This window comes from Candidatus Cloacimonadota bacterium (genome assembly GCA_021734245.1).
GTDB lineage: Bacteria > Cloacimonadota > Cloacimonadia > Cloacimonadales > TCS61 > B137-G9.
This window is the reverse complement of sequence record JAIPJH010000128.1, coordinates 1-5,928: the sequence shown is the minus strand read 5'-3', so window position 1 is coordinate 5,928 and position 5,928 is coordinate 1. Positions and strand designations below refer to the sequence as shown.

The window sequence follows — 5,928 nt, the reverse complement described above, 5'->3', positions numbered from 1 at the left end:
GCATGATCAAAGATGAAGACGATGCCTATATTCTCACTGATATTCTGGGAGTAGAAGACCATTTTGGTGATATGGATTTCAAAGTTACCGGAACTGTCGATGGAGTTACTGCCATTCAAATGGATTTGAAAGTTGAAGGTATTTCTCCTGAACTGATGCGTAAAGCTCTTGCCCAGGCAAAAGCAGGTCGTCTTTACATTCTGGATAAGATGGCTACAGCAATCAAAGAACACAGACCGGAATTGTCACCCGAAGCACCCTGTATTGTCTCCACCAAAGTTGAACAGGATCAGATCGGTGATGTTATTGGTCCTGGTGGTAAACATATTCAAAAGATTCAGGACGACACTGAAGCCGATATCTCTGTGGAAGATGACGGCACAGTTCTGATCTACGCTGATACCCAGGAAGCTGGTTATCGAGCCAGGGATATGGTCGAAAAACTGGTTGAAAAACCTGAACCCGGCAAAGTCTATCGCGATTGCGAAGTCAAAAGACTGGAAAAATATGGCGCCTTTGTTGAATTTTTACCTGGAACAACTGGTCTGCTTCATATCTCTGAAGTAGAGAACAAACATACTAAAGATATCAATAATGTTCTTTCCATTGGTGATAAAGTTGATGTTCTTCTCAAAAAGATCAGTGGCCCTGGTAAATTCGAATTATCAATCAAGGCTCTTGAAAATAAAAAATAAATAAGTGATCATGAAAATTGGACTTGATTAGTTTATCATTTCAGGAATGGTTGGCTTTGCTGCTGGCTACGATAAATTAATTGAGTTCAATTATTTCATGGCCGATAATTTTTGATAATTTTCATACGGAACAGGAAAGGTCAATGGTATTAAACAATTATAAACAAACCCGGCTTGATAATGGTTTAAGAGTGGTTTCAGAATATGTGGACAGTGTTTATTCCATTTCTCTGGGAGTCTGTGTACTGGCTGGCTCTAATGATGAAACCGAGGAGATCAATGGACTCGCCCATCTTCTGGAGCACATGGCTTTTAAAGGAACTTCCAATCGTTCGGCTCTGCAGATTGCAACGGATATAGAATCTCTGGGCGGCTATGTGAATGCTTTTACATCCAAGACCTATACCTGTTATTATACTCGTCTAATGAGCGAATATCTGGAAGATGGCGTCGATGTTCTGGCTGACGTAGTGCAGAATAATTTGCTGCGGGAAGAGGACATTGAGCGGGAGAAAACAGTTGTCAAAGAGGAAATCAAAGACAGTGAAGATTCCCCCAGTTCCATTATACATGATTATTTTATTGAACAATTATTCCCCAATCATCCTTATGGCCGTCCTATCCAGGGGACCCAGGAAACTGTGGGGAGTATTTCCCGTCAGCAGATTGTTGAATTCACCGATAAATATTACAATCCTGATAATATAGTGATCGCTGCTGCCGGTCGGGTCAAGCATGAAGAACTTGTCGAACAGGTTCAGAAATATTTCTCCCAGGAAATCGGCACACAAACGGAGCACAGTCATCATCATTTTAAACCCGTTGAAAAGCGGAAAAAGGTTTATAAAAAGCCAATTAAACAGTCCCATGTACTTATGGGAACTCGCATATTTCCCCGCAAAGATGATCGCCGCTTTGAATTGTCGCTGCTTAATGTTCTTTTAAGTGGTGGATTGAGTTCCCGGCTATTCCAGAACATTCGTGAAAAATATGGTTTTGTTTATACAGTTTATTCTTTTTCGGAATTGTATAAGAAAATGGGCGTTTTTGGAATCTATGCAGGCGCGGATATAAGTAATCTGGACAAAACCTGCCAGCTTATGCAACAGGAATTGCAAAAGATTGCTGATGGAGAACTGACGGAAGAAGAATTAAAACTGAAAAAACAACAATATAAAGGTACCGCTATGCTCTCTCTGGAGAGTATGTCAGGCAGAATGCGGCGTCTCAGTAAAATGGCTATTCTCGATGATAATCTGCTCACTATTGATCAATTACTGGAGAGAATCAATCAAATTGAAATCAAGGATATTGTCGATCTTGCCCGCTATATTGCTGACAAAAAATTCGTCAAGACCATTATAAAACCTGAAAAATAAAAAATGAGAGGGGCTGATATGAGTCTAAAAAAAATTAAACCAGCCAAAAGAACCGAGCAGGTAACTTATGCAATTCGTGATATTGTGGTCAAGGCCAAAAAACTGGAGAAGAAAGGCCATAAAATTCTGTATCTGAATATTGGTGATCCGCCGGTTTATGATTTTGAAACGCCGCGCTATTTACGGGAAAATGTCAGCGAAAAAATTTTGGCCTCTGACACTGAGAGCGAAGTGAATGTTTCTACCTATTGTGATTCTATGGGAATCGAAGAAGCCCGAAAGGCAGTAGCTAAAGATGCTGTAGAAAGAAAAGGTATCGAAAATGTGACTGCCGATGATGTGGTAATTTCGAGTGGTGCTTCTGAATCTATAACCCTGGCCATTGCTGCTCTGATCGATCCCGGCGATAATATTATGACACCATCCCCAGGCTATCCTCTCTATTCCGGTCAGATTCCGGCCTATCATGGTGAATTGAATCCCTATTATCTGAATGAGGAAAAGGGCTGGCAAATAGATTTTGATGAACTGGAAAAACGGGTCAATGACAGAACCCGGGCGATTGTAGTTATCAATCCTAATAATCCTACAGGTGCTAATTATAACAAAGAAAGTATTCTCAATATTCTGGAATTTGCCCGCAAACATAATCTGGTTGTTTTTGCCGATGAGATCTATGATAAGCTACTTTTTGATGATAATAAACATATTTCCATCGCTTCATTGTCGAAAGATGTTCCTGTGATAACTTTTGGAGGCTTGAGTAAAAATTACATAATGCCGGGTTGGAGAGTTGGCTGGGCAATTTTTCATGATCCAGTAAATGTAATGTCAGAATACAGAGAGGCCATCAACAAATTACTTCGGGCTCGTTTGTGTTCACCTCATCCTCAACAGCATATGATCGCTCCAGCTCTGAAAGGTGATGACAAACATCTGGAAACAGTGCTCAAGAAAACCCAGAGAAGACGCGATATCTCCTATGAAATGCTCAATGACATTCCTGGAATCAGCTGTGTGAAACCGGGTGGTGCTTTTTATGCCTTTCCCAAAATCCAGCTGCCGCCTAATGTAGATGATGAGGAATTTGTTCTGGAACTTCTGGAAGAAACCGGTGTTCTGGTTGTTTTTGGAAGTGGATTTGGCGAAAAACCGGGAACCAATCATTTCCGGGTTGTCTTTCTACCTGATGAAGATACTCTAAAAAAAGCATACAAACGTCTGGCCGATTTTACTAAAAAGTTCTATAAAAAGCATGATTTTCAGCCGGAACCAGTATTGGAATCTGAAAAATTATAAGTCAATTACCCAAACATTGATACACCTGCTTAGGTCGGGATTTTAAACACTGTTCAATTGGCATTCAAAATGTTTTTAAATGCCATAAACATTTTATCCTCAAGTTAATACTAATCAATGATTGCTTTTCTAATTGTGCACCAGTATATTAGATTATAATTAAAAAGTGATAAGCAAATGCTAAATGACATTAAAAAATTGTATTACAGTATTGGTGAGGTTAGTGAAATTTTGGATGTCAAGAAGTATGTGCTGCGCTACTGGGAACAGGAGTTTTCATCGCTTTCCCCTTCCAAAAACAGTGCTGGTAACCGGGTCTATAAGGACAAAGATATTGCTCTGCTTAAACTGATCAAATATCTGCTTTATGAAAAAAAGTACACTATTGAAGGTGCTGATGAACTAGTCCAGAGTATGAATCGGAAACAGGTCGAAGAATTCGCCAGTTCGGGGAAATTGCCTGCTGAAGATAGCACTGATCCCCGGGAAGTTGAAAATCTGAAAAATGTTGTCAGGAATATTAAAACCGGTCTTCAGGAAATCCTGAAAATTTTGGATGAATAATAAAATCCATAGTTTTTACATCTGATTTTAAATTTTTTACAGGGCAGTCGTTTGGGCTGCCTTGAACTATTTTATCCTGCATAAAAATTAGCATAATTTATAAATCCACGGAAAAAAAGTTGGAATTATCATAATAAGCACCATCCTGAATTGTGTAAGCCTAAATTGAATTTTACATAATATTCTCAAAAGTGCTAATAATGTAATCCTAAGTAGCAAACCCTCGATTTCCAGGCTAAAAAATTCTTTGGATTGTAACGGTAATTTGTTAATATATTTTGCGCAAGACTTTAGGTGTTTGAGAAATGGATGACTTTGATAGATAAAATTTGACCTGATATCGAATTGGCGTCATCACTATATCTTGGTTCGTGCTCTTCAGTTCCATTTGTGGGACTGACCTGGCGAAGCAGTGGGAACTCAATATTGAAGTGAGGATTAAGAATTTTTTTAAATAATAAAATCGTGAAATTTTAAAATTGATTGAAAGGGAAAAAATTAGTTCACCAAAATTACTTGAGCGAGTGAAAAATGCGATAAGGACAAAACATTATAGCAGGAAGACTGAGAATTCTTATTGCTCCTGGATAAAGCGGTATATATTGTATCATAATAAAAAACATCCAAAGGATATGGGCGAAGTCCAAATTCGACGATTTATAAATCATCTGGCCGTAAAAAGGAAGTTATCAGCATCTACACAAAATCAGGCTCTTTGTGCTATACTTTTTCTTTACAGAGAAGTTCTGGGGGTTGAATTAGATAGAATTGATAAGATCCATTGGGCTAAAAAGCCAAAACGATTACCAGTAATTTTTTCAAAGGAAGAAGTCAAGGCAATAATAGCAAAAATAACCGGTGTTTATAGATTAATGACTATGTTATTATATGGCTCCGGTTTGCGGTTAAAGGAATGTTTGAGACTACGGGTAAAGGATATAGACTTTGACAATCAGCAGATTTTTATTCGGGCAGGTAAGGGTAACAAAGACCGTTACACCATTTTACCAAAGGCAATTGAGAGCAAGTTAAAAAGCCATATAAAATCGGTTGAAAATATTCATAAGCGGGATATTGAAGCCGGGAATGATTCTGTCTATATGCCTTATGCTCTGGAAAAGAAATATCCAAATGCAGGGAAAAAGATCGGCTGGCATTTTTTATTTCCATCAAAAAATCTTTCTAACGACCCTGTCTCAGGGATAAGGAGACGGCATCATCTCCATGAACGGACTTTGCAAAGAGCGGTAAAGAAAGCGATTAAAAGAGCTGGAATTCGTAAACATGGCGGCTGCCATACGTTTCGCCACTCTTTTGCTACTCATCTATTAGAAGATGGTGTGAATGTCAGAGCGGTGCAGGAGTTATTAGGACATAAAAATCTGGAAACGACCATGGTATATACCCACGTAATGAATAAAAGTAAAGCCGGGATAGAAAGCCCTGCAGATAAATTATCGCTTTGATAATTTCCCTGTTTTATATAATTTAAGGACAAGAATAATAGAGTACGCGATGACTTTAGTAACCACAAAAACTGTCTTACCTGGCAAGCCTGGCACTTTAAAAGAACTGGAAAAATACGATGATCAACTTGTATGTGTCAGATACAAATATGATCCGGAAAAGCAGAGAAAGATCAAGACCGTTGAAATAATCGTTGACAGTAAAACAATAAAAAGTAATAACAAGCGGATTCCATTCAATAAGAAGGTATTTGTAAGAATTGATTATCATGAAAAAAGCCTTCGAAGATCTTTAAAATCTGTTGGTGCAAGCTGGCATCCTCAGAAGAAATTGTGGAAGTTGCAATATGGGGATGCTTATAATTTAGGTTTGGAGGATAGGATTGTTGAGGAATAGATTCCTACATATAGACATCAAAAAGTTCCTATATAAAGGAATTTCCCAAAAACATTCCTACATATATAAATTTATTCCTATATGTAGACATCCAATCTCCCGAGATTATGTCGCTCAATAATATGTTA

At 38.2% G+C, this 5,928-nt stretch carries 6 protein-coding genes; all 6 read left to right on the top strand.

Annotated features, from left to right (window positions below):
- On the top strand, positions 1–695 hold a 695-nt coding region (locus K9N40_12935; GenBank protein ID MCF7815373.1), incomplete at its 5' end, for a S1 RNA-binding domain-containing protein.
- Positions 696–838: 143 nt separating this feature from the next.
- Positions 839–2,074, top strand: coding sequence for an insulinase family protein (locus K9N40_12930; GenBank protein MCF7815372.1), 1,236 nt, complete (start codon positions 839–841; stop codon positions 2,072–2,074).
- Positions 2,075–2,092: 18 nt separating this feature from the next.
- Positions 2,093–3,373, top strand: coding sequence for an aminotransferase class I/II-fold pyridoxal phosphate-dependent enzyme (locus K9N40_12925; protein ID MCF7815371.1), 1,281 nt, complete (start codon positions 2,093–2,095; stop codon positions 3,371–3,373).
- Between the two features lie 177 nt (positions 3,374–3,550).
- Complete coding sequence (locus tag K9N40_12920; protein MCF7815370.1) at positions 3,551–3,937, top strand: MerR family transcriptional regulator; 387 nt, start codon at positions 3,551–3,553, stop codon at positions 3,935–3,937.
- A 497-nt stretch (positions 3,938–4,434) separates the two neighbouring features.
- On the top strand, positions 4,435–5,403 hold the full coding sequence (locus K9N40_12915; protein ID MCF7815369.1) for an integron integrase: 969 nt from the start codon (positions 4,435–4,437) through the stop codon (positions 5,401–5,403).
- 49 nt (positions 5,404–5,452) lie between these two features.
- Entirely contained in the window at positions 5,453–5,800 is a 348-nt protein-coding gene (locus tag K9N40_12910) for a hypothetical protein (protein MCF7815368.1), read from the top strand.
- The last annotated feature ends 128 nt before the right edge of the window (positions 5,801–5,928 follow it).

Coding starts and splice junctions, on each gene's coding strand:
- K9N40_12930 (MCF7815372.1), top strand. CDS start 839: ATGGTATTAAACAATTATAAACAAACCCGGCTTGATAATGGTTTAAGA.
- K9N40_12925 (MCF7815371.1), top strand. CDS start 2,093: ATGAGTCTAAAAAAAATTAAACCAGCCAAAAGAACCGAGCAGGTAACT.
- K9N40_12920 (MCF7815370.1), top strand. CDS start 3,551: ATGCTAAATGACATTAAAAAATTGTATTACAGTATTGGTGAGGTTAGT.
- K9N40_12910 (MCF7815368.1), top strand. CDS start 5,453: ATGACTTTAGTAACCACAAAAACTGTCTTACCTGGCAAGCCTGGCACT.